Below are 20,081 nucleotides of genomic sequence, written 5' to 3'. Positions count from 1 at the left end.
TCCTCGTCGGAAGGTACGGGGAAGCCGGTGGCCGGGCGCGCGTCCTCGCCGGTGCCCCGGCCGGCCGGTGGCCCACCGCCGGGCCTCAGGTCAGCCGGCCGTCGTGCCGGTCAGCCGCCGCCACAGCGCCTCGTCCTGGCGGAACAGGCGGTCCTTGACCTGGGTGGGCCGGACACCCGCGGCCACCGCCGCGTGCCAGTCGCGGTCGAAGGCCGCCGGATCCAGGGCCAGGAGCGACGGCGCGGCCAGCCGGCCCGCCGACCTGGCCGCGCCGTATCCGGCGGACTCCCGGGCCAGCGCCTCGTCCAGCAGCGCGGTGAAGCGTGCGGACTCGGCGGCGTCCCACGCGCCGCGCGGCGCGACGGCGAACCGGTAGTGCGGCACCTGCCCGGCGGCGGACGCACCGGCGGCGGACGTACCAGCGGCGGACGTCCCGGTGGCGGACGTCCCGGTGGCGGACGGGGGCGCCGGGGCGGGCTCCACCCGGCAGGCGACGTTGCGCAGCGACAGCCCCGTACCGTCCAGCGCGGCGCTGAGCGCCCGTACGACCTGCGCGTCACGGAGCCGTTCACCGGCCGCGTCGGAGCGGTTCCCGCGCCCCGCGTACGCGACGCGCGGCACCCCGCCGACCCGGTCAACGACCCGCACCACGTCGCCGACCGCGTAGCGGTACAGCCCGCCGACATGGCTGAAGACCACGTGGTAGTCCCGGCCGGGCTCGATCTCGTGCGGCAGCAGCGTCGCCGCGTCCGGGGTCAACTCGTCGTCGGCGGGCACGAACTCGTACACCGATGCCGTCACCACGAGGCTCCCGGCGGACGTGTGCCGGTCCAGCGCGACGCCCACCGGACCCTCGGAGGCGGCCACCGGCGCCGGCAGCGTGCTCACGCCGGCGCCGAACTCCTCCCGCAGGCCCGGCAGGTACAGCGACGCCACCCCGGTCGTCCAGGCGAACAGCGCCTCCACCCGGGGCCACACGTGCCCCGGCCGCACCGTGCCGAACCAGTCGGCGACGCGCTCCAGTCCCGCCGCCCGCTCCGGGTCGGGCGTACCGTACGGCACACCGCCCACCGTCCCGTCGCGCACCTCCTTGACGATCCTCGGCCACCACAGGTCCAGCTGGTACGGCACGGCCGCCACCATCGCCGGGTTGATGCCGATCAGACAGCGCACATCGCTGGCCACGGCCATCCGCAGCCGCAGGTACGCCTTCTCCAGGTGATCGTCCGCAGCGACGTCCACGGGCAGCGACGCCCAGGGCGCCCCGGTGCCGAGCTCGGCGGAGAGCGGCTCGCCGAACTTCGCACCGAAGTCGACCTGGCTCGCGCCCACGTGCGGGCGGCCGCTCGCCGTGGTCGGCGGCGCCGCGAGCGGGTCGTGCTTGAGGTTGAGCACCGCGTCGGGGCGGCGCAGCACGGCCGGGTGGTGCTCGATCAGCGGCGCCCACGCGGCGTAGTAGAACGGCATGAAGGTGGTGCGCATGAACCGGGGGGTGACCGGGATCTTCTTGTGCGCCCCGGTCGTGCCGCTGCTGGTGAAGTAGACGACGGGCATGTCCGCCGTCAGCAGGTTCGGCTCACCGGCGGCCGTCCGCTCGATGAGCGGCGCGTGCGCCGCGTAGTCCTGTACGGGCACGGCCGCGCGGAAGTCGTCGATCGTCCGGATCCGGTCGAAGCCGTGCCGTCGGCCGAACTCCGTACCGGCGTTGAACTCCAGCAGGTCCCGCAGCACCTCCCGCTGATGACCCCGCATGTCGGTGAAGGCGGCGAGGAGCGCGTCGCGCTCGGCCACGACCCGCTCGCGGTAGCGCTCGCCATGGCCGTCCGTCGCCCAGGTGTCGCGGTCGTCCGGTCCGGTCATGCGGATATCGCCTCCATGACCGCCTCGGCGGCCCGTACGGCGCTCGGCTGCTCCTCGACCACGGTCACCGGCACCTGCCGCACCTCTTCCCGCATCAGTTTCCGCAGACTCTTCTGATAGCTCTCGAACGCGAACCACTCGGGCCGGTCGCCCTCGTGCTCCAGGGCGTTGAGCGACGCGCCGTCGCCGCTGCGCCGCCACGCCGTCTCGGGCGACACGTCGAGATGGACGACCCGGACCGGCTGCGGGAAGGAACGCCACCAGCCGTACATCGGGTGATCACGCAGGCCGGCGAGCCGGCACTTGGCGAGGATCTTGTAGTAGTAGGAGTCCACCAGGACGGGGGCGTCGGGGGGCTGTTCCTCCAGCCGGTCCCTGAGGTGGACCACCGCGGTCTGGAGCAGGCTCGTCAGGAACTCCACGGAATAGCCGCGGCCGAGCCGCGGGAGCACCTCGTGCAGCACGTCGTGGCGTAATCGGGGTATCAGCCCGTGCTCGGGCCCGACGAACGCGCTGTCCGTCGAGATCAGCCGCCACTGCGGCCATCTCCTGGCGATCTCCGCCATGGCGGACGACTTGCCCGCGCCGTCCGTGCCCAGCAGAACGAAGAACCGGCGATCGTCGTGCATGGTGGTACGCCTCTCCTCTCCCCCGAACCGGTGACCCGCGTGCCGCGGGGCCGGTGCACCGCAGCCCGGGACGACGCGAGAGCGAGGCCGTCCGGGCAGCACGGAGCCGAGGGGAGTGCGCGTATCCCCCGTCGCCTCCTGTGCGGACACCGTAACCGCTGCCCCGGGGCTGAAGGGTGCCTTCCGCCGCGTTTTCCGGGACCGGTGAATCGACCCCCGCGGTCCATGGCCGTATGAGTAACCGTAAGTAGGCGGTCGCCTTCCCGTCTCGCAACAGCTACCAAACCGGCTCGAAATTGCAGCTTCGGTCACATTGATTCACGTGCCGGATAAAGGCGGTTCACGGCTGATACACATGCCCTCTCGGCGTGGACGTCTCAGGCACCAGTACGAAATTCGTGCGGGCCCGAACGGAGTGACGCCGGCCCGAGGGGGGAGTGTTGTCGGACATCCGTGAATCCATGCAGCGGGCCGGGCTCGGTGTGCTCCACCTCGCGCTCGCCCAGTGCCGGGTGGCCGGATCCACCATGGCCCTGCGGGTGCGCGGCAGGCCGGGCGGGACGTTCCACCTCCGGCGCGGCGGTGTCGTGGCGGTCGAGAGCCCCGGCGCCCCGGGCGTCGAGACGCTGCTCCTGCGCTCCGGCCGGATCCGTGAGGCGGACTGGGCGCGCCTCCCGCCCCCGGCCCCGGCCCCGGCCCCGGCACCCTCCCGGGTGTCCGACGCGGCCTCCGGCGCCGCTGCCGGCCCGGCACCCGGCACGGACCCTCCCGGCGCCCCGGACGCCGCGCCGGGCGCGGCTCGGGCCGCCGCTCCGGCCGTCGTGTCCGGCAGGTCGTGCGCCGAACTCGTGGCACGCGGGCTCGTGGGCGCCGCCGAGCTCCAGGTCATCTCCGCGATGGCCCTCCAGGACGCCGTGTTCGCCGTCGTCGCCGGGGACATGGAGGACTGCGTCGCCGAACAGGAACAGGGCCCGCTCGTCCCGGTCGCCCCCGGCGAGGACCCGCTCCGGCTCCTGGACGTCGCCGCCCGCAGGCTCGGCGCCCTGGCGGCGCTGCCGCACGCGGTCCTGCCCGACCGGGAGCGCGTCGTCGCCGGACGCGGCGTCGAGGGGGCGGCGGTCGAGGCGCTGGCCCCGCACCGGCGGGAGATCCTCTTCCTCGCCAACGGCAGGCGCACCGCCCGTGACATCGCCTTCGTGATCGGCCGGGGCGTCTACCACGTGACCGTCGAGATGTCCCGGATGCTCGGTGAAGGGCTGCTCGAACGTACCGCGTACGGCACGGACACCGGGGTGCCGAAGGTCTGGGCGGACAGGGAGCCGGTACCGCGCGGGCGGCTCCCCGCCCCGGGCGTGGCCGCCGCCGGCGGGGCCGTCCACGGGCCGGACCGGACCGGGGAACACGGTACGGGGCTGCCCCGGCGCGTCCCCGGGGCCAGCGGGTTCCTCGCGTTCACGGCGAAGGTTCTCGACACGGAGACCTCCGTGACGAGTGGGAAGGGGCTCCTCCGTACGGGGAGCCGTACCCGGGGGATCCGGATCAGGGGCGCGGACTCCTGACCTCCCGGGGAGACATCGCACAGTGCAAAGGGGTTCGTGAATGGATCATGAGGCGTTGGCCGGGGAGATGCGCGGACTCCGCGATCAGATACCGGGAATCACCGACACGGCGGTCGTGGCCGTCGACGGCCTGCTCATCGCGGCCGACACGGAGGACGGCATCGAGCCGAACGGGCTCGCCGCACTCGCCGCGGCCGGCCTCGGCGTGGCCCGCCGTACGGTGTCGGCGACCGGACGGGGAACACTGCGCCGGACCGTGACCTACGCCAACTCCGGCTGCGCCGCGGTGTACGCGGTGGGGGACGCCGCGCTGATGGTCGTGCTCGGCGACCAGGGCCTCGACGTCGACCGGCTCCACCTGGAATCCCAGCCCGCACTGCGGCGCATCGGGGCCATTCTCTCCGGAGGGAAGTGAGCCGCATGGCCACGAAACGCATGGCGCAGGGGTTCTCGGACCAGGTGACGGCGCTGGTGAAGGCGCTGCGGGCGGAGACACCCGACTGTGTCGCGGCCGGTGTCGTCGACATGGCGACCGGCATGCTCCTGTCGTACGAGACTGTCGACAGCCACCCGGCGGAGGTGCTGGACCTGCTGGCGGGCGCGACGCTCGACCTGTTCCAGGGGCGCACCGTCGTCCTCATCGAGGACGTGTTCAAGGAACGGCGGGGAGTCGAGAACGATCAGCACTACTTCCAGGAGATCCTCGTCAACAGCGACAACCTGACCCACCTGTTCATCCGCATGAACGACAGCCAGGACGTCGTCGCCGTCGTGGTGTGCCGCAAGTCGGTCAACGTCGGCATGCTCTTCGCGCAGGCGAGGCGGGTGATCAAGGAGTACGCGCTCTGAGCCCGCTCCGAGCCCGCTCTGATCCCGCGCGGTTGACGAGCGGTTGACGAGCGGCTGAGGACCGGCTGAGGACCGGACGAGGACGTGAGACACGGTCCCTTCGCCCGCGTGGCGAGGGGACCGCCGTGCGTCCGGGCGTCGGCGCGGCACCGGTGGCCCCGCGCGCGCAACCCTCCCAAGACCGCCTCGGCGCGGCCCGGTTGTGGTGCCCGCTCCCATACCGGCGGCCGAAGAACCGGCCGTACGGTTCCGGACACCCGGATCCCCCGGCACCCGGACCCCCAGGACCCGGACCCCGGATCCCGGATCTCCGGAACCCCCATCAAGGAGCCGCCGTGCGACCACCCCCCGGATTCCGCTCGCCCCTCCCCGGGCGTGCCCTGGCCGCCCTCCTGTCCGCCCTCGTGACGCTGCTGGCCCTGGCGGGCCCGGCGCCCGCCGCGCCTGCCGTATCCGCCGCACCCGCCGCACCCGCCGCACCCGCCGTACCGGCCGCGCCCGCGCCTGCCGTATCCGCCGCGGTCGCCCTGACCCGGGTCGCCGCCTTCGGCGCCAACCCCGGCGCCCTCGCCATGTACGTGTACCGCCCGGCGTCGCTGCCCGCCGCGCCACCCGTCGTGGTGGCACTGCACGGCTGCACCCAGAACGCCCAGGTGTACGCCGACAACTCCGGTCTCGCCGAGCTCGCCGACCGCCACGGGTTCCTGCTCGTCCTCGCGGAACAGTCGTCCGCCAACAACCTCAACAAGTGCTTCAACTGGTTCCAGCCGTCGGACAGCAGGCGGGACCAGGGCGAGGCCGCGTCCATCCGGCAGATGGCCGCGCACGCCGTCTCCGCCTACGGCGCCGACGCACGCCGGGTCCATGTCACCGGCCTGTCCGCGGGCGGCGCGATGACCTCCGTCATGCTGGCCGCCTACCCGGACGTCTTCCGCGCGGGGGCCGTGGTCGCCGGACTGCCTTACGACTGCGCCCGGGACACCGCCACCGCCTTCACCTGCATGAACCCCGGCGTCGACCTGACCCCGGCCCAGTGGGCGCGGCGTGTCCGCGACGCCCATCCGGCCTGGACCGGGCCCTGGCCCAGGATCGCCGTCTGGCACGGCGACCGGGACACCACCGTCGTCCCCCGCAACGCCGACGAACTGCGCGACCAGTGGACCGCGTTGCACGGGCTGTCCCAGACCCCGACCCGGACCTCCGCCATCGGCCCCGACGGGACCCGGCACGAGGAGTACGAGGCCGCCGACGGGTCCGTCGCCGTGGAGGTCGACCGGGTGCCGGGCATCGGCCACGGCACCCCCGTCGACCCCGGCACCGGACCCCGGCAGTGCGGTGCCACCGGCGCCGCCCACTTCCTCGACTCGATCTGTTCGAGCCACTGGATCGTACGGTTCTTCGGCATCGACACCCCAGGCGACGGCGGTACGCCCGGCACGCTCCCGGCTCCGGCGGGCCTCACCGCCACCGGGATCACCGCCACCGCCGTCACCCTCCGCTGGGCGGCCGTCGACGGCGCCGACACCTACACCGTGCGCCGGGACGGCACCCCCGTCGGCACGGTCGCCGCGCCGCCGTTCACCGACACGGGCCTGACACCCGGCACCCCGTACACGTACACCGTGGCCGCCCGCGACCCGGACGGCACCGAGGGCGCCCGCTCCGGCCCGGTCACCGCGACGACGGGCGGGACCACCGCCGTCTGCTGGGGCGGCAGCAACTACCAGCACGTGCGGGACGGCCGGGCCACCACGAGCGGCGGCTACACCTACGCCAAGGGCTCCCAGCAGAACATGGGTCTGTACAACACCTTCGTGACCCACACCCTGAAGGAGTCACCGGCCGGCTTCTACACCATCGCCGACACCTCCTGTCCCTGACTCTCCGTCACCAGGGCACGCTATGGGCCGCCATGGTGGCGGACGACCCCGACAGGGCCGTCACCATGGCGGCCGCCGCCATGTCGGCGGGTCTCCTCCGTCGCCTAGCCTCCGGCGCGTCACCGGTCCGACGAACCGAGGAGGCCCCCGTGTTCCGCTCCCGCCGCGCCACCGCCCCACCTCCGGGCCGTCGCGCCGCCCTGGCCGTGGCCGTTCTCGCCCTGACCGTGCCGCCCCTCGCCCCGACCCCGGCGGCGGCCCGGCCGGCACAGAACCCCGCCGGCTCCCCCTGCTCCGGCACCGCGCCGCACCATCCGCGGGTCCCCGGCGCCGCACACCAGCGCACCGCCTGCCTCAAGGAGCTGACCACCGCCGGGACCGTCGCCTCCGGCCACACCGACCCGGCCGACTGGGCCGGCCTCACCCCCGCGGGCCTGCCCGTCCCCAGCGGCGTGCCCGGCATCCAGATCGACGGCTACTTCCCCGACACCTCCACCACCAACACCAACCACGGCTGGAACCACGACGCCCAGTTCGTGATCCGGCTGCCCGACCGCTGGAACGGCGGCCTCGTCGTCGCCGGCACTCCCGGCAACCGGGAGCAGTACGCCAACGACCGGGCCATCGCCGACTGGGTACTCGCGCGCGGGTACGCCTACGCGGCCACCGACAAGGGCAACACGGGCCTCGCCTTCCACCGCGACGGCCGCCGCCCCGGCGACGCCATCGCCGAATGGCACAGCCGCGTCACCCAGCTCACCCGCGCGGCCCGCGCCGTCGTCGCCCAGCGCTACCACCGGCCGCCGGCCCGCACCCTCGCGACCGGCATGTCCAACGGCGGCTACCTCGTCCGCTGGCAGCTGGAGAACCACCCCGAGCTGTACGACGGCGGAGTGGACTGGGAGGGGACCCTGTGGCGCGCCGACGGGCCCCACCTCTTCACCTTCCTGCCGCCCGCACTGCGCCACTACCCCGAGTACGCCGCCGGCGGGCCCGGCGCGGGCCCCGCCCGGGACGCCCTGCACGCGGCCGGATACCCGGAGGGCTCCGAGTTCCTGTGGCCGTACCACGACAAGGTCTACTGGGGGCTGACCCAGCGCATCTACCGCGAGGAGCTCGACCCCGGCTACGACGGGCCGTCCGACGCGGCGTACGACTACGCGGCGCGGCCCGCCGAGGTGCACGAGGCCGTCGCTCGCATCGGCCTGACCGGCCGGATCGGCAAGCCGCTCATCACCCTGCACGGCACGCTCGACGTGCTGCTGCCGATCGGCCGGGACTCCGACGTCTACGCCCGGATGGTGCGCGACGCGGGCCGGGGCGCCCTGCACCGCTACTACCGGATCGAGGACGGCACCCACACCGACGCCCTCGTGGACGCCTTCCCCGACCGGCTCCGGCCGCTCGTGCCGTGCCACCGGTCGGCGTTCACGGCCTTGGAGGGCTGGCTGGCGCGCGGGCAGCTGCCGCCCGCCGGACGCACGGTGCCCCGTCCCGCGTCGGCGACCCCGGAGGCGCTGCTGACCGACTGCCCCCTGAGCGCCCGGGGCAGCTGACCTACAGGCGCAGGTTCCACCGGCCGGCCCGGCCGGTGAGCGTCGCCAGGGACAGCGGCGGGACGTCCACCCGCCAGAACGACACGGCCGGCGCGGCGAGGGCGTGCACCAGCGCGGCCCGCACGACCGACGGCCCGGTGACCGCCAGGAGCCGCCCCGTGTCCTCGGGCAGCCCGTCGAGCCAGGCGGCGACCCGGGCGCACAGGGCGGCCACCGACTCGCCGCCGTGCGGGGTCGCGGCCGGGTCCGCGGTCCACGCGGCGAGCCCGGCGGGGTCGGCGGCGGCCAGCTCGTCGAGGGTCCTGCCGCGCCAGCCGCCCAGGTCGATGTCGCGCAGCTCCGGGTCGACGGCGGCGTCCAGGCCCAGGGCCTCGGCGGTGTCGCGGCAGCGCCGCTCGGGCGCCGTACGAAACCGGCCGCCGGGCGGCAGCTCCACGGACGCGGCCCGCCGCCGGGCGGCCGCCCCCAGCGGCGGGTCGTCGCCGACGCGGACCTCGTGCGGGGCGTCGCCGCCGACGGCGGCGGCCAGCAGGGTGAGCCGAACGGTCATGGACGGCGGGCTCCTTCACGTAGAGAAGTGCGCCGGGGCGCGTGCGCCGGAGTGTCCGGCAGACAGCCATGCGACTTTCGCCACCTTGGCGGAAATCCGTCGGAGCGCTACCGTCATGGCCGACAGGACGACAGTGTGATGGAAGTCCGGTGCAAATCCGGCACGGTCGCGCCACTGTGTGCCGACAGCGAGCCCCCGCGAGGGGGCCCGGGGATCGGTGAGTCAGACCCAGCCGCCGTCGTCGCGTGCTCCAAACAAGTGGGACGCGTGTTCCCAAGGAGGTCTCGCCATGGCTGAATCCGCCATCGCCCCTGCGCCCCTTTCCGCTTCGTCGTCGCCCGTCGTCACCGCCCTGCCGGTCCGGGCGATCCTGCCCTGGGCTGTCTTCTTCGGCACCCTGATGCTCGTCCTGCTGTACTTCGTCGGCACCGAGCAGGGCTCCCTGTCGGTGTTCGCGGGCGAGGCCGTGCACGAGTGGGTGCACGACGGCCGGCACCTGCTCGGCTTCCCCTGCCACTGAGACGGGGGGACATCCACATGAATTCCGCGACAGTGCGCGCCCTGCTGGTGCGCGGCATGCTCGCCGGGGCCGCGGCGGGGGTCGTCGCCGCCGCGGTGGCGTACCTCGTCGGCATCCCGTCCGTCGACGCCGCCATCGCCTACGAGACGGCCCAGGCCCAGGCCCACGGCCACGGGCACGAGTCCGGTGCGGAACCGTTCAGCCGACTCCAGCAGTCCACGGCCGGCCTCGCGACCGGAGTGGTGGTCGTCGGCGTCGCGCTGGGCGGGATCGCCGCGCTGGCGTTCTGCTTCGCGCTCGGCCGGATCGGCCGCGTACGCGGCAGGGCCACGGCCGCGCTGGTCGCGGGCGCCGGGTTCGTCACCGTGTCGCTGGTGCCGTTCCTGAAGTACCCGGCCAACCCGCCCGCCACGAGCGACCCCGGCACGCTCGACCAGCGCACGACGCTGTTCTTCCTGATGATCGCGCTCACCGTGCTCCTCGGCGTCGGCGCGGTCGTCACCGGCCGGCGGCTCGCCGCCCGGCTGGGCACCTGGAACGCGTCCACCCTGGCAGGGGTCGCCTTCGTCGCGGTCGTCGCCGCGGCGATGGTGTTCCTGCCGACCGTGAACGAGACGCCGAAGGACTTCCCGGCCACGGTCCTGTGGGAGTTCAGGACGGCCGCGATCGGTGTCCAGGCCGTGCTCTGGGCCGCCTTCGGGCTGCTCTTCGGCCACCTGGCCGAGCGGGTGCTCGAACCGCGTCCGCTGCGTACGGCGGTCGGCGCGGGCACGGGTGTCGGCGGGCCGGTCACCGCCGAGTGACACGGGCCGGGTGACACCGGCCGAACGACACGGAAGGATCCGCCGGGGGCGCGCCCGGCGGGTCCTTCTCCGTCGTCAGAGCCGTCCCAGGCGTCCAGGGCGCCGGCGCCTTCTGCGTCGGTCATCCGGCAACCGGCATCCGGCATCCGGCATCCGGCGTCTGGCCCGACCGGGCCGGAGGGGTCAGACGAAGTTGATGCCGGCGCCGCTCAGCAGCGGATCGTCCTGCAACTGCCACAGCGGCACCGCGTAGTTGCCGATCCCGTAGCGGCCGCCGAAGTGCAGCCCGAGCACCCGGTGGTCGAGCAGGTCGAAGACGGGGGAGCCGCTGTTGCCGCCCAGCGTCGAACAGTCGTGCTTCATCACATCGCGCTCCGCCTCCAGCGCCGTCGCGGTGCCCGGCTGAAGCCGCTTGACGTTGTAGATGTCCATGAAGATCCGGCGCATCGACTCCGGTTCGTTGCGACGGCCGTCCCACGCCGGATGGCCCACGCAGTACACCGGGCGGCCCGGCAGATCGGCCGGCGCGTCCGCCGCGACCGCCAGCGGCTCCGGCAGCGGGCCACCGCCGGGCGCCGGACCCACCCGCAGCAACGCCATGTCGACGTCGTCGTGGACGCCGATCACCTCCAGCACATCGAACGCCGGCCCCGCCGCGCCCGGCAGCGCACCGTACTCCTGTCTCAGGTCGAGGCCCGCGCCCATACCGGGCCGGAACGACCACCGCCTGCCGTCCTCCCGGGCGAACTCCACCGCCACATGACGGTTCGTCATGACGACGTCGGCGCCCACGAGGAACGCCGTACCGACCCAGTCCAGGCTCAGATGACCCGACACCTCGACCCTGCCCACCCGGCCGATCGACCGGCGAATGGCGGGCCGGTGACCGTCGAGCACCGCCCAGTCGCCCTGCTGCGGCGCGAAGTCGTCACCCTGCACGAGGATGGCCGGGCGGCCCTCCAGCAGGACGATGGCCTCCATCCCGAACGACTCGTCGTCGCCGATCTCGTCGGCGCGCCCCTCGGCGAGTTTCTCCAGCCCCCGCGCGCCCGCCGCCAGGACCCGGGCGCGCTCCCGCTGCGCGAAGGCCCCGATCTCGCCCGCCGGAGCCTCGTCGGCGGGCAACTCCTCCGACGACTCGGGCACCTCCCGGGAAAGCCCTTCCCTGACGCGTTCGGCGACGTCCCGCAGATCCGTGAAGATCTCCTGCGGGCCGGCCGACACCGGTGATCTGCTGCGGAATCCCATGGCGGTCGTTCCTCTCCGTACGTCGCGTCCGTTCAGCCGCGCTGTGCCGCCTCGATCTCGGCGTACACGTCGGGGCTGTGCTCGGCGAGATGGCGCATCACCGCCGTCATCTGCGTGCCGACGTTCACGAAGGCGGTGTCCTTGCCCTGGAAGGACACGTCCTCCACGCGCCGCGTCCCCCGGTGCAGCGCCACCACCTCCCAGGCGTCGTCCAGGACCGGCGAACCGGACGACCCGCCGCGCGTGTCCGTGAAGTAGCGCAGGTCCCGCTCGTCCGCGTCGACGACCAGGTTGTTGCGGAGCGCGACCCGCTTCGCCGCACCGCCCGGGTGCTGGATGATGTTGACCGCCACGGAGTCGCCCGGGGACACCTTCAGGGGCCGGCCCGCCAGCCGCAGTACCCGGCGGCCGGACGGCTCCGCCAGCCGCAGGACCGCGTAGTCCAGGTCCGGGTCCGACGCGACCAGTTCCCGTACGGCCGCCTCCTCCGTCAGCGTCTCCTCGACCTCGTAGTCGAACCTGGCCCGGGTCTGCCGCGCCTGCTCCAGCAGGTCATCCGGCGAGGCCAGGACCCGCGAACCGGCCACGGCGTTCCGGGCGTTGACCACATGGTGGTTGGTGACCAGCAGTTCGGGCGTGACGAGCCAGCCGGTGCCGGAGTGCGGGAACCCGTTCGGGGTGCGCGGCGCCCCGTTCTCGTACGGCGGGACCTTCAACCGGGCGACCGCCGTGCCCGCCTCGTCGCCACCGCGCAGGAACGCGAACGGGACCGTGTCGTCACGGTGGACGATCTCCTCCTTGATCTCCGGCGGCGCACCCCCGGCCAGCACGTCCGGCTCGCCGCCCGCGTCCCGCGCCACATCGTCCAGGGCCCGCTGGAACACGGCGAGGGCGGCGGCCTCCGTGGTCTGCGCGACGGCGTTGCGCAGCCAGATCTCCAGCGGCACCGAGCCGTCCACGAGCCGCTCCACCCGGTTCATCTCGTTCAGGTCCGACTGCACCTGCCGGACCGGCGCCGCCAGCAGCGGGAGGGTTCCCTTGTAGCGGGGCATGATGCCGTCCAGCAGCAGGGGACGCACCGACGGGTCGGCCAGTCCGGTCTCCAGGGCGGCGTCCCGTACCTTGAGCACGGTCTCGGAGGACAGATACGCGTTCATCGGCGACCAGGCCCCTCGGGGCCGCTCCTTTCACCAGTACCGCTCGCCCCGGACACCCGACGCGTCCCGGGGGCCGTGGCTCCGCTGCCAGCGCGCAGCGCCGCGGCCACCCCCGCCGCGATCTCGCCGCTCTCGTCCGGCAGGCCCAGCAACCGCCGGGCCAGCTCGTCGAGGGTGCCCCTGTCCCGGGCGAGCCGCAGGATCCCGGTGATGTCCGATGGCGCGGGCCCGGCCCGTGCGCCCGAACCCGCCCGCCCGGCCGTTCCCGCCCCCGCTCCCGTACCCGTGCCCGTTCCCGCCCCCGTGCCGGGCCTCGCGCCCGAACCCGCCCGCCCGGCTGCCGGGCGCTCCGAGCCCGCGCCGCCCTCCGCCGACGGGCCCGCGCCGCCCTCCGCCGACGGGCCTCCGGCCGTCTCGCCCAGGGCCTCCATCAGCGGCCACAGCAGGCCCGGCTGCTTCCGCACGGCCCGCCGCAGCGCCTCGCCCAGCGCGGCCGGTGCCTCGTCGTCGTCCGGCAGCCCGACCACCTCCAGAATGTGGTCCAGCATCTGCGGATCCCGGTCGTACACCTGCGACGCGACCGCCCGTACGAACGCGGGCTGATCGGCGAGCACGGCGTCCGGCAGGCCCCGCAGCCGTCGCGCCAGCCGGGTGTCGGCGTCCCGGTCGGGCACCGCCGCCTGCGCGGCCAGCCGCGCCCTGGCGAGCAGCGCGCCCATCGCCTCCAGGTCCTGGTCGAGGGCGACCGCCACGTCCTCGGCCTCGCGCAGCGCCTCCTCCGCGTGCGCCGTGTCGCCGTCGTCCCGCGCCAGGTCCGCCGACGCCAGCAGCAGTTCGAGGAGCCGCTCACCGCATGCGGCGGCCCGCGCGGGCCCGATCGCGTCGGCGACGGTCGCACGGGCTTCGGCCCGTCTCCCGAGCCGGTTCAGGGTCTCGGCGAGCAGCGAGTGCAGCGGGCTGCACGGTGTCCAGGGCCTGCGCTCGCCGAGCCGGGCCAGCGCCTCGTTCGCGTAGCCCTGGGCCAGCAGGTCGTCGACCTCCCGCGCCCGGATCCGCTCCCAGTCCTCCTGGTCGGCCTCGGCCAGCACCGCGTCCGGCACGCCGCCCCCCAGGTGCGCGGAGAGCAGCCCCGCCGCGCGGGGGCCCATCTCCCGCTGGGCGCCCGCCAGGAACCGTTCGACGCCGGGCAGCCAGCGCTCCTCGACCGCGCGCGGGTTCTCGTTGCGCCGCAGCCGGTGGTAGATCTCCTCGGCGCGCGCCTCCACACCGTCCCGGGCCGCGTAGTAGGCGACGGCACGCTCCTCTACCCGGGCCGTCAGACCGGCCCGCCCGTCGTCGGCGAGGCGCAGCATGATGGCCCGTACGTCGGCACGGTGGCGTACGGCGTCGGGTCCCGCCGGCTCCATGAGGTCCAGCCGGGCCAGCCCGTCGAAGAGCCGCCGCGCCTCCTCCGGGCCGTCCACCGGCACCCCGCACGGCTCCGCCATGACCTCCTGGATCAACTCCGGGGTGATGAGCCGCAGCACCAGTCCGGCGAGGGCCAGTCCCCGTACGTCGGCGTCCGCGAGGTGGCGGAGGATCCACTCGTACAGGGTGCCCTGGACGAGCATCTGGTCGACCCGGCGGAACTGGTCCTCCCGGCGGGGCGGCAGGCTCTCGATCAGCGAGGCCATCAGGGCGGTGTCGCCGTGCGCGAGTCCGGCGGCGCGGGCGGCGAGCCGGAGGCTGAGCGGATGGCCGCCGACCCGGTCGGCGAGCGCCCGCGCCACCTCCGGGTCCTGGACGCCGCCGGCCTCCAGCACGGCGACGGACGCGTCGGCGCCGAGGTCGGTCAGCTCGATCTCCTGCGGTCTCATCGGCGCCGCCGGGTGCGGCACATGGGACCGGCCGGAGGCGACGACCCGCAGCCGCGGATAGGCGGCACGGAGCGTCATCAGCATCGCCCACAGCCGGCCGAGCGACCGCGACCCCCGGAACTGGGCGGCGTCCACGGCGTCGGCGACCAGCAGGAAGGGCGGTTCGCCGGGCGCCACGGCGCGCCGCAGCACCTGGGCGACCCGCTGGAACAGCTCGGTCTCGCACGCGGTCGCCATGATCTGGAACTGCTGCGACGACCGCCGGCCGAGCTCCACCCGGGTGGTGGCCAGCCGGTTCAGCTCCGTCACCTCATCCCAGTCGACGCGCTGGTCCAGCGCGGTCCGCTGGCACTCCTCCGCCAGGGCCTCGAACTCGGCCCGGTACGCCGGGTACTGGACGCTCAGCTGCCGGGCGACCTCGGCGACCACGGTGACCGGCTCGTGGACGGACAGCGTCGGCCGTTCGCAGTCGATGTACGCGAAGGGCATGCCGGGGTTGTCCCGGACGGCGGAGAGGAGGTACGTGGCGAGCAGCGTGCTCTTCCCCATGCCACCGGGGCCGTGGAGCAGTACGTGCGGCGGCGCCGGTCCCGTGCCGTGCAGGTCGACGCGCCGGTCCAGCTCGGCGAGTTCGCGGTCACGTCCGACGAGGGGGTGCCGCACCAGCCGTTCGACCGGCTGCAGCAGACGGGCGAACTCCAGCCGGTGGCGCAGTTCCCCGGCGTCCGGCAGGCCCTGGACGCCCGGAACGTGCGACAGCCACAGCACGGCCTGCAGGATGTCGGCGAGTTGGTCGGGGGTCACGTGCGCGGGTTCCGGCACGGGGCCGCCGGAGAGCAGGGCCAGGCAGATGTGTTCGGGGCCCGGCTCGTCCGGGAACTGGTCGAGGTTGCTCTCCAGCGCCAGGCGGGCCGCCTCGGGACCGGCCAGGGAACGCAGCGCCTCCTCCCTGACCGGTGGGATGAGCGTCCACTCGGTGTGGTCCCCCGTGCCGACTGCCGTGCAGTCGTCCATCAGCTCCATGACCGCCCGCCCGCCGGCCCGTTCCTCGCCGGGGAGCCGCAGCTCCGCCGGGTCGAAGGAGGTCAGCAGGCAGGCCGCCTCCCGGTAGCCGCGGCGGACAGCGGGGACATCGCGGGGGAGCGCGGAGCCGGTGTGCAGCTCCTGGCGCAGCCGGGTCCGGAAGAGCTCGCGCAGCGCGGTGGGGTCAGAGCGATCGGTAGACACGGATCGCTCCCTCCGCCGCGGTGCAGATACGCCGCATGTAGCTCTCGCCGTCGCCGTTCGCGGCGGCTCCCGTACCGGCGGCGGCTCCGGCGGCGGGGTGGGCGGTGTCGTCCGGTCGGGCCGCGCTGAGCACCTCCTCCACGGCCACCTCCACGAGCCCGGCGACCGTCTCGTCCCGTGCCTCCGGGCTCACGCCGGGGGGCGGGTTCTCCCGGAAGTACTGGTCGAAGAAGGCGCGCAGGTCGTCGGCGGCGACGACACGGGCGGTGTCCCGGCACACGTTGCCGCGCACCTCGAACGGCAGCTGGCGCATCGTCTGGCTGAAGCCGAGGAGGACGAGGCGCGGCGACCGCTCGCCGGCGGAGTTGTAGATGTCCAGGGCGAGCCGGTTGATCAGGTCCCACACGTCGGAACCGGGGTCCAGCTTGTCGCAGTCGTCCAGGACCAGCCAGAAGTTGTCCTCGGCCTTGGTGGCCCGCTCGACCACCCAGGTCACGTCCTCCTCCAGCGCGGCGGCCGGGTCGTCGCGGCCCGGCTGACGGGGCAGGACGATGCCGGCCCGCGGATCGGAGACGAAGTCGGCCAGTCGCCGGACGACCTTGGTGGCGGTCGAGGTCGGCGACAGCATGACCCGGGTGGGGCGGAACCCCCGGTGCTGGCCGATGTGCCGGATGAGGCTGTACGTGTACGACCTGCCGCTGTCCGGCTCGCCGTCGACCACGAGCACCAGTCGGTGCGGGTCGTCCACGAATCCGCGCAGCGTCTCACGCAGGTCCTGGCGGTCGATGAAGACCTCCGCCCCGTTCTTGAGCACGCTCGTGCGGAAGATGTCCTGGGACAGGTGCGCGCGCTCGTCCTCCTTCAGCAGCTCCAGGAACCGCTCGGCGTCGAGCTTCTCCGGCCGCGAGGAGAACGCGGCTTCCGCCAGCAGCCCGTTGAGCAGCTGGATCTGCCGCTGTATGTCCTTGCGCGAGGCCTTCACCAGCGTGTGGGCGTTCTGGGCGCTGACGGGGGTCAGCGACAGCGAGGCGATGAGGTCGGGGTCGATCGCCGCCTGCTTGAGCGCGGTGTAGGGGTCGGTGGTGCTCAGCAGGTACTCCTGCGTCCACAGGGTGACCGCGTCCCATTGGGTGTCCGTCAACGGCATACCGCACCTGCCCGGTCGGCCAGGAGAAGCAGGAGACAGACCGACTCCTGTTTGTCATGTTTGCACCCGGTGGGGAGCCCCGCAAATCCTTCCGCGCCCGTCCGCGCCGGCCGCGACGGGAACGGCCCCGCGGGCCCCGACGGGACCGGTTTCACGGGCCGCGACCGGGTTGTCCGCCGTTCACGGAGATCAGTTGAACACGCGCCGGACCAGCCCTTGGACCAGGGGGTCGCCCAGGTATTCGGAGATGCCGTGATGGTTTCCGCTGTCATTGGTCACCAGATGGTCCGTGATCTTCTCGACGGGTGCGTACTCGGGGCGCATGGTGTGGTCCAGGGCCACCAGGTCCCGCAGGTCCGACGCGTTGTGCCAGGCGGTGACGCCGTCGGGCACGGCCGGCCGCCGGACCAGGCAGTCCTGCACCTCGGTGATGGCGAGCGGGGAGCCCACGGTCAGGAACAGATCGGCCCGCCGTCCCCGTTCGGCCAGCACCTCGTACGCGATGATGCTCCCCAGACTGTGCCCCACGACGACGAGCGGGCCGTCCTGCGGACCGTCCCCGACCTCGTCCAGCACATCCGCGACGACCCGGCGCATCGCCGCGCCCATACCGCCGAAGAAGTACGCGTGGACGTCCTTGAACGTGTGCTTCACCAGCGTCCGGAACACGGCCGTACGGCCGAACCGGGGCAGCGGCAGCGTCTCCGGCAGCGGCTCAGCCCCCGGCCCCGGCGGCTGCGGCCCCTCGGCCTGCGCCAGGGTGTCGGCGAGGTACGTCATGTCCCGCAGCCACCCGTCGAGCACCGCCGCCTCCGGCGCGCCCGCCTCGCCGGGCGCCTCCGGCGGGATGCCGCCGGGCCCCGCGGCCCCGGCGGTGTCGGCCCGCGCCTCCTGCCAGGTGCGCGACGCGAACTGCTCGGGGTCCTCACCGTCGGCGCCCGCGAGCCCCTCCTCCAGCGGCTCGGGCGCGCCGTCCAGCGGGTCGGGGCGCGCGTCGGGCAGGGGCCGGTCGTAGCGGAGCGGCGCCCAGTAGGCCATATGCGACGCCTCGCCCATGTCCTGGCCGAACAGCGCCCGGTCCCACTGCGATCTGAGCAGATCCGGCCGCACCTTGTTGCCGTTGCCGTGTACGTACACGATCCGTGCTCGCATCGGAGCTCCTGCCTCCTGCGTCGGAATGCCGCGAACCAGACCCGGAGTCCTGGGAGGACCCGGGAAAGCGGGGGGACGCCTCAGACGTCCATGACGGTGTCGTCGGGCGACTCCAGTCGCCGCCAGCGCTCCTCGGGCGCGCGCGGCACCGGCATCAGATCGACGCCGGGCAGCGGACCGAGGTCCAGGTCGGTGAGCTGGGCGATGTCCGCGACCGGCACCTGGAAGGTCCGGAAGGCCCCGAGCGGCGGCGGCGCGCCCCGCTGTGCCCCGGCCAGGGCCCGGTCGGCGGCCCTGGTGAGGTCGGGGCTCTGGTCGAGGACGTACGCCGTGGCGGCGAGCGTGCCGTCGTGGACGAACGCCGCCACCTTCCAGAACCGCAGCGGCACCTGCACGCCCCGGTAGGGCGGGTCGGAGTCGTGCAGGACGGGCCCGGTGAGCGCGGTCAGCTTGCGGTCGAACCGCGCGGCGTGGTCGAGCAGGTAGTTCTCCAGGCCCTGCCAGACCTCCTTGCCCTGGTTGAAGACATCGGCCTGCGGGGCGGCGTTCGTATAGTAGAAGGTGTCGGCGTCGGCTCTGAGCGCCGTGGAGGTCACGCCCCACACCGGGTCGAGGCGGCGTACCAGGTGGCCCCGGTCCAGGGAGTTGTTCCGGTACACGTCGTTGCCGGTCTGCCACTCCTCGGGCACGCGGGGGTCGAAGCGCCAGTCGTCGTTGCGGGGCACCTTCTCGACCAGCTTCTCGCCGTCGATGCAGACGGCGGTGGCCGAGGCCATCCGCCGGTCCGGGCGCAGCACCACACTGAAGTGCGTGTAGGGCAGGACGACCGACTCCAGGTCGGGTGCGGTGGGAAGCGGCAGGGGGACCGCGTGGCCGAGGAAGTGCTCGTCGTACCCCTCGCGGTCAGCGAGGTCCTCCCGGCGCTCCGAAAAATCGGATGAAGTCATGATCCGACTGGTACCGCGTGGGGGTGCCGCGCCCACGGCCCGCACCGGGAAGCCACCCCTTCAGCCTCACCGCGGCCGCGCGGATCCGGCCTCACCACGGCCGCACCGGGCGGCCTCACCACGGCCGCGCGGACGCGTCCTTTCAGGCGGCAGCCTCCCGTACCGGGTTGGCGGCCGCGTCCACCACGGAACAGATCCCGACGAAACTCCGCCGCCGGGCGAGAAAGGCAAGAGGAGACCTCATGGCGCGTGGCCTATCCCTGCACATCGGACTCGACACGGTTGATCCCCACCGCTACGACGGCTGGGACGGCAAGCTTCTGGCCTGCGAGAACGACGCCCGCGACATGGCGTCCCTGGCCCGCGACGCCGGCTTCGCCGACACCGTCCTGCTCACCCGCGACGGCACGGTCGACAACGTCACCGCCGAACTGCGCGCGGCGGCGAAACGACTGGAGAGCGGCGACGTCCTGCTGCTCACCTACTCCGGCCACGGCGGCCAGGTGCCGAACGAGACCGGCCCGGACGACGAGCCCGACGACCTCGACGAGACCCTGGTGCTCTACGACCGCCAGTTCCTCGACGACGAGTTGAACGCCGAACTGGCGCGGTTCGCACCCGGCGTCCGCATCCTCGTCCTGCTCGACTGCTGCCACAGCGGCAGCGGCATCGAGGTACGGGACGTCCTGAGCCCCGAGGCCATGCGCGAGCAGTTCGACACCACCGACCCGGACCGGCTCGAAGAGGTGGCGCGACTCATGCCGGTCGGCACCCAGCTCCGCGTCTACCAGCGGGACAGGGACTTCTTCCAGGACCTCCAGCGCGGCTTCGCCGAACGCGCCGATGGCGCCCGCCACCGGCCGGCGGACGCCCTGCTGATCTCGGCCTGCCAGGACAACCAGCTCGCCGCCGACGGACGCGTCAACGGCCGCTTCACCGGCACGCTCCTCAAGGTCTGGAACAAGGGCGGCTTCCGGGGCGGGCACCACGCCTTCCACCGGGCCATCGTCCAGCGCATGCCCGCCACCCAGAGCCCCAACCTGTACGTGTCGGGCAGCCCGGCGCCCGCGTTCCTCCGCGAGCGCCCGTTCACCGTGTAGCCGACCGGTCCGCAGCCCCGGGAGATCCGGCGGACCCGCCG

17 protein-coding genes and 1 riboswitch are annotated in these 20,081 nt (G+C 73.8%); of the genes, 8 read left to right on the top strand and 9 right to left on the bottom strand.

Going from position 1 to position 20,081, the window contains the following annotated elements:
- Positions 1 to 90: 90 nt before the first annotated feature.
- Entirely contained in the window at positions 91 to 1,860 is a 1,770-nt protein-coding gene (locus ACGF5U_RS20380) for a GH3 auxin-responsive promoter family protein (RefSeq protein ID WP_392713545.1), read from the bottom strand.
- A complete protein-coding gene (locus ACGF5U_RS20375; RefSeq protein WP_392713547.1) occupies positions 1,857 to 2,489 on the bottom strand; it encodes a hypothetical protein in 633 nt (210 codons plus the stop codon). The genes ACGF5U_RS20380 and ACGF5U_RS20375 overlap by 4 nt, the downstream gene beginning before the upstream one ends.
- 440 nt (positions 2,490 to 2,929) lie before the next feature.
- Between ACGF5U_RS20375 and ACGF5U_RS20370 the strand changes: the two genes are divergently transcribed.
- From ACGF5U_RS20370 to ACGF5U_RS20350, 5 genes are all read left to right on the top strand, one after another.
- Positions 2,930 to 4,048, top strand: coding sequence for a MarR family transcriptional regulator (locus ACGF5U_RS20370; protein WP_392713549.1), 1,119 nt, complete (start codon positions 2,930 to 2,932; stop codon positions 4,046 to 4,048).
- A gap of 40 nt (positions 4,049 to 4,088) precedes the next feature.
- On the top strand, positions 4,089 to 4,463 hold the full coding sequence (locus ACGF5U_RS20365; RefSeq protein ID WP_392713551.1) for a roadblock/LC7 domain-containing protein: 375 nt from the start codon (positions 4,089 to 4,091) through the stop codon (positions 4,461 to 4,463).
- A 5-nt stretch (positions 4,464 to 4,468) separates the two neighbouring features.
- Positions 4,469 to 4,897 carry a hypothetical protein gene (locus tag ACGF5U_RS20360; protein WP_392713552.1) on the top strand — a complete coding sequence of 143 codons (429 nt, stop codon included), beginning with the start codon at positions 4,469 to 4,471 and terminating at the stop codon, positions 4,895 to 4,897.
- Positions 4,898 to 5,232: 335 nt separating this feature from the next.
- Positions 5,233 to 6,777: a PHB depolymerase family esterase gene (locus ACGF5U_RS20355; RefSeq protein WP_392713553.1), complete on the top strand. Its 1,545-nt coding sequence runs from the start codon at positions 5,233 to 5,235 to the stop codon at positions 6,775 to 6,777.
- Positions 6,778 to 6,926: 149 nt separating this feature from the next.
- Complete coding sequence (locus tag ACGF5U_RS20350) at positions 6,927 to 8,333, top strand: tannase/feruloyl esterase family alpha/beta hydrolase (protein ID WP_392713554.1); 1,407 nt, start codon at positions 6,927 to 6,929, stop codon at positions 8,331 to 8,333.
- Position 8,334: 1 nt separating this feature from the next.
- Here ACGF5U_RS20350 and ACGF5U_RS20345 read toward each other — a convergent pair whose 3' ends face one another.
- On the bottom strand, positions 8,335 to 8,883 hold the full coding sequence (locus ACGF5U_RS20345; protein WP_392713555.1) for a histidine phosphatase family protein: 549 nt from the start codon (positions 8,881 to 8,883) through the stop codon (positions 8,335 to 8,337).
- 140 nt (positions 8,884 to 9,023) lie between these two features.
- Positions 9,024 to 9,111, top strand: a riboswitch (cobalamin riboswitch).
- 61 nt (positions 9,112 to 9,172) lie between these two features.
- Here ACGF5U_RS20345 and ACGF5U_RS20340 point away from each other — a divergent pair.
- A complete protein-coding gene (locus ACGF5U_RS20340) occupies positions 9,173 to 9,403 on the top strand; it encodes a CbtB-domain containing protein (RefSeq protein WP_392713556.1) in 231 nt (76 codons plus the stop codon).
- A gap of 17 nt (positions 9,404 to 9,420) precedes the next feature.
- The gene (locus ACGF5U_RS20335) at positions 9,421 to 10,206 is read left to right on the top strand and encodes a CbtA family protein (protein ID WP_392713557.1); all 786 of its coding nucleotides are present in this window, start codon (positions 9,421 to 9,423) and stop codon (positions 10,204 to 10,206) included.
- Positions 10,207 to 10,389: 183 nt separating this feature from the next.
- Here ACGF5U_RS20335 and ACGF5U_RS20330 read toward each other — a convergent pair whose 3' ends face one another.
- From ACGF5U_RS20330 to ACGF5U_RS20305, 6 genes are all read right to left on the bottom strand, one after another.
- A complete protein-coding gene (locus tag ACGF5U_RS20330) occupies positions 10,390 to 11,454 on the bottom strand; it encodes a trypsin-like serine peptidase (RefSeq protein WP_392713559.1) in 1,065 nt (354 codons plus the stop codon).
- Between the two features lie 32 nt (positions 11,455 to 11,486).
- On the bottom strand, positions 11,487 to 12,611 hold the full coding sequence (locus ACGF5U_RS20325; protein WP_392713560.1) for a trypsin-like peptidase domain-containing protein: 1,125 nt from the start codon (positions 12,609 to 12,611) through the stop codon (positions 11,487 to 11,489).
- Positions 12,608 to 15,694 carry an AAA family ATPase gene (locus ACGF5U_RS20320; RefSeq protein ID WP_392713562.1) on the bottom strand — a complete coding sequence of 1,029 codons (3,087 nt, stop codon included), beginning with the start codon at positions 15,692 to 15,694 and terminating at the stop codon, positions 12,608 to 12,610. Before ACGF5U_RS20320 ends, ACGF5U_RS20325 begins: the two co-directional genes overlap by 4 nt.
- On the bottom strand, positions 15,675 to 16,835 hold the full coding sequence (locus tag ACGF5U_RS20315) for a hypothetical protein (protein WP_392713563.1): 1,161 nt from the start codon (positions 16,833 to 16,835) through the stop codon (positions 15,675 to 15,677). Before ACGF5U_RS20315 ends, ACGF5U_RS20320 begins: the two co-directional genes overlap by 20 nt.
- A gap of 195 nt (positions 16,836 to 17,030) precedes the next feature.
- The gene (locus ACGF5U_RS20310; protein WP_392713564.1) at positions 17,031 to 17,993 is read right to left on the bottom strand and encodes a thioesterase domain-containing protein; all 963 of its coding nucleotides are present in this window, start codon (positions 17,991 to 17,993) and stop codon (positions 17,031 to 17,033) included.
- An 80-nt stretch (positions 17,994 to 18,073) separates the two neighbouring features.
- Entirely contained in the window at positions 18,074 to 18,940 is an 867-nt protein-coding gene (locus ACGF5U_RS20305) for a DNA/RNA non-specific endonuclease (RefSeq protein ID WP_392713565.1), read from the bottom strand.
- A gap of 242 nt (positions 18,941 to 19,182) precedes the next feature.
- Here ACGF5U_RS20305 and ACGF5U_RS20300 point away from each other — a divergent pair, with 242 nt between their 5' ends.
- Complete coding sequence (locus ACGF5U_RS20300) at positions 19,183 to 20,040, top strand: caspase family protein (protein ID WP_392713567.1); 858 nt, start codon at positions 19,183 to 19,185, stop codon at positions 20,038 to 20,040.
- Positions 20,041 to 20,081 lie beyond the last annotated feature (41 nt).

This window comes from Streptomyces sp. NPDC047886, assembly GCF_043204435.1.
Classification (GTDB): Bacteria; Actinomycetota; Actinomycetes; order Streptomycetales; family Streptomycetaceae; genus Streptomyces.
Note: the sequence above shows the minus strand (reverse complement) of the source record. Positions and strands in the feature narration are given on the sequence as shown.

What these genes read in the sequence shown, in the direction of transcription:
- ACGF5U_RS20380 (WP_392713545.1), bottom strand. Translation starts at nt 1,860, where the DNA reads ATGACCGGACCGGACGACCGCGACACCTGGGCGACGGACGGCCATGGC.
- ACGF5U_RS20375 (WP_392713547.1), bottom strand. Translation starts at nt 2,489, where the DNA reads ATGCACGACGATCGCCGGTTCTTCGTTCTGCTGGGCACGGACGGCGCG.
- ACGF5U_RS20365 (WP_392713551.1), top strand. Translation starts at nt 4,089, where the DNA reads ATGGATCATGAGGCGTTGGCCGGGGAGATGCGCGGACTCCGCGATCAG.
- ACGF5U_RS20360 (WP_392713552.1), top strand. Translation starts at nt 4,469, where the DNA reads ATGGCCACGAAACGCATGGCGCAGGGGTTCTCGGACCAGGTGACGGCG.
- ACGF5U_RS20345 (WP_392713555.1), bottom strand. Translation starts at nt 8,883, where the DNA reads ATGACCGTTCGGCTCACCCTGCTGGCCGCCGCCGTCGGCGGCGACGCC.
- ACGF5U_RS20340 (WP_392713556.1), top strand. Translation starts at nt 9,173, where the DNA reads ATGGCTGAATCCGCCATCGCCCCTGCGCCCCTTTCCGCTTCGTCGTCG.
- ACGF5U_RS20335 (WP_392713557.1), top strand. Translation starts at nt 9,421, where the DNA reads ATGAATTCCGCGACAGTGCGCGCCCTGCTGGTGCGCGGCATGCTCGCC.
- ACGF5U_RS20330 (WP_392713559.1), bottom strand. Translation starts at nt 11,454, where the DNA reads ATGGGATTCCGCAGCAGATCACCGGTGTCGGCCGGCCCGCAGGAGATC.
- ACGF5U_RS20325 (WP_392713560.1), bottom strand. Translation starts at nt 12,611, where the DNA reads ATGAACGCGTATCTGTCCTCCGAGACCGTGCTCAAGGTACGGGACGCC.
- ACGF5U_RS20310 (WP_392713564.1), bottom strand. Translation starts at nt 17,993, where the DNA reads ATGCGAGCACGGATCGTGTACGTACACGGCAACGGCAACAAGGTGCGG.
- ACGF5U_RS20305 (WP_392713565.1), bottom strand. Translation starts at nt 18,940, where the DNA reads ATGACTTCATCCGATTTTTCGGAGCGCCGGGAGGACCTCGCTGACCGC.
- ACGF5U_RS20300 (WP_392713567.1), top strand. Translation starts at nt 19,183, where the DNA reads ATGGCGCGTGGCCTATCCCTGCACATCGGACTCGACACGGTTGATCCC.